Source organism: Candidatus Magnetaquicoccus inordinatus (assembly GCF_004217665.1).
GTDB lineage: Bacteria > Pseudomonadota > Magnetococcia > Magnetococcales > Magnetaquicoccaceae > Magnetaquicoccus > Magnetaquicoccus inordinatus.
On the sequence record NZ_RXIU01000365.1, the window covers coordinates 1 to 2,073 of the forward strand.

Below are 2,073 nucleotides of genomic sequence, written 5' to 3' on the forward strand. Positions count from 1 at the left end.
ACTTGAGAAACATACGATTTGCTTTTGCCCAATGTCTCAGCCAGTGTCACCCGACTGATGCGTTGTTCCTCCATGTGAGAGGCAATGACCACCATGTTGGGCTATCTGGGCTGTCGTTTGGTGGATGGTTTGCCGCAACAGTTGACCTTTCAGCCGCCCAGCCATCGCCATGATTTGCGCCGGGAAGAGGATCTGTTGGAAGAGGTGATCCGCTTGTATGGCTATGATCGGGTTCAGGTCAGTCTGCCCCGTCTGGAGGTGAACGCCCCGGAAAAGCCAGCCATCGAGCGCACTTTGGCCACTGTCCACCACTGTCTGGGGGGGCGTGGCTATCTGGAGGCGATCAACTATGCCTTCATCAGTGCGGAGTTGCAGCAACAGTTCAATCCGACCCTGCGTGGTACAGCCCTGCTCAATCCCATCTCTGCCGAGCAGGCGGTGTTGCGCACCTGTCTGGTGACCGGTTTGGTGGACACTGCCCGCCGCAATGTCAGTCGGGGCAACCATGCTTTGCGCTTTTATGAGGTGGGAGGTGTTTTTGTGCCGCTCAGTGGCAGTCAGTTGCGTGAGGCGCAACGTCTGGCCCTTCTGCTGTCGGGACCGCTGCATGGTCGCAACTGGCATACCCCGGATCGGGAGGCGGATTTTTTTGATTTAAAGGGGGATGTGACCGCTCTGTTGCGCAGCATGGGTTGGGAAGAGGTACGTTTTGAAGCGGGTGGTCCCTCCTTCCTGCATCCGGGCCGCAAGGCAATCATCCTGGCCGGTGATCTGCATTTGGGCTGGTTGGGGACGTTGCACCCCACGGTGCAGGCGCAACGGGATCTGCCGCAGAGTGTGCAGATTTGTGAATTGGAAGAGGTGACCTTGACGCATGCGTTGCATGCCACGGTTGCACCGGCAGCGGCCAGCCGTTTTCCGGCCCTGGAGCGGGATTTTGCCTTTGTCGTTGCCCAGGATCTGCCCAGCATGGCCCTGCTGGAGGCCATTCGTATGGTGGATGGCACCCTGATTCGCTCTGTGGATCTGTTTGATCTGTATACCGGTTCCCATCTGCCAGCCGACCGCAAGAGTCTGGCGGTACGGGTTGTTTTGCAAGCGGATGATCGCACCTTGACCGACCAGGAGGCGCAAAATATCTCCGATCGGATTGTGGCCCAGATGGCCCAACAGTTTGCCGCCACGTTGCGGGGGTGAATAACGGATAGGCCATGCACCCGGTTTTTCTGGAGCGGTTGCATGGCCTATCGTGAATGGGTTATGGCTCGTCGTTCTTGAAACGTAGTTTGAACAGTGGCACGATGACGTTTTTCCACCCCATCTGACGTGCCAAGCTGTGTGCGTGCTCTCGCCAATAAGGCCACACATTCAACATGCCAACGGTATGGGAAAACTGCTTAACTGTGTCAGGCTCTGGTTTTTCCCCAGTCAACAGATAGTGGCCGACAAAACTTGCCTCAATGCGACCAAACTCCTCCCCTTCTCCTTGCTCTTCTCCCTGTTCCGCAGCAGCAGCACTCTTGTGCATAATGCGGAGACCGAAATCAAACCTCACACAGAGCAGCACCTCTGTGTCATCATCGGACGTCACAAACCAACTATCCCTGACTCCTCTTTTGAGTTGGAACTTGGCACCCTCCAAATCTTGTTCCATGTGCGCTGCATTAACATCCGCATAACGTACAAAACTTCCATCCAAGAGTACGTTGACAATTTGAGCGATTTCAACGGCACGGGATACGGTATCTGTCATGCTGCTACCTGCTGTGTATAACGATCCACGATCATGCCACCCTCTTCATAGGTGCAACTCTGGCCGACTTGGTGTTGGTTGCCGATAGCTACGATGTTGCTGGATTTATTTTTCGGCAAAGCAAAATCCTCCCACGTATCATCGGTCTGTCGCGCATCGGTGAGCTGCATTTTGATCTGCAAACGCAGGGCATAGGCAACATCCGCCAGAGTGGCAAGCGTCATATTGCGGTTACCGCTCAACACTTGAGAAACATACGATTTGCTTTTGCCCAATGTCTCAGCCAGTGTCACCCGACTGATGCGTTGTTCCTCCATGTG

At 54.9% G+C, this 2,073-nt stretch carries 3 protein-coding genes; 1 reads left to right on the forward strand and 2 read right to left on the reverse strand.

Annotation, left to right across the window (positions count from 1 at the left end; genetic code table 11):
- The first annotated feature begins 84 nt into the window (after positions 1-84).
- Positions 85-1,197 (forward strand): phenylalanine--tRNA ligase subunit beta, encoded by a 1,113-nt coding sequence (locus EJP87_RS15655; RefSeq protein ID WP_130472785.1) that lies wholly within the window; start codon positions 85-87, stop codon positions 1,195-1,197.
- A 61-nt stretch (positions 1,198-1,258) separates the two neighbouring features.
- On the opposite strand, the gene EJP87_RS15660 is transcribed toward EJP87_RS15655, so the two are convergent.
- Together EJP87_RS15660 and EJP87_RS15665 are read right to left on the reverse strand one after the other, a co-directional pair.
- Positions 1,259-1,753 carry a hypothetical protein gene (locus EJP87_RS15660; RefSeq protein ID WP_130472786.1) on the reverse strand — a complete coding sequence of 165 codons (495 nt, stop codon included), beginning with the start codon at positions 1,751-1,753 and terminating at the stop codon, positions 1,259-1,261.
- Positions 1,750-2,073: helix-turn-helix domain-containing protein (locus EJP87_RS15665; protein WP_130472787.1), on the reverse strand; the 324-nt coding region annotated here is incomplete at its 5' end. The genes EJP87_RS15665 and EJP87_RS15660, both read right to left, overlap by 4 nt.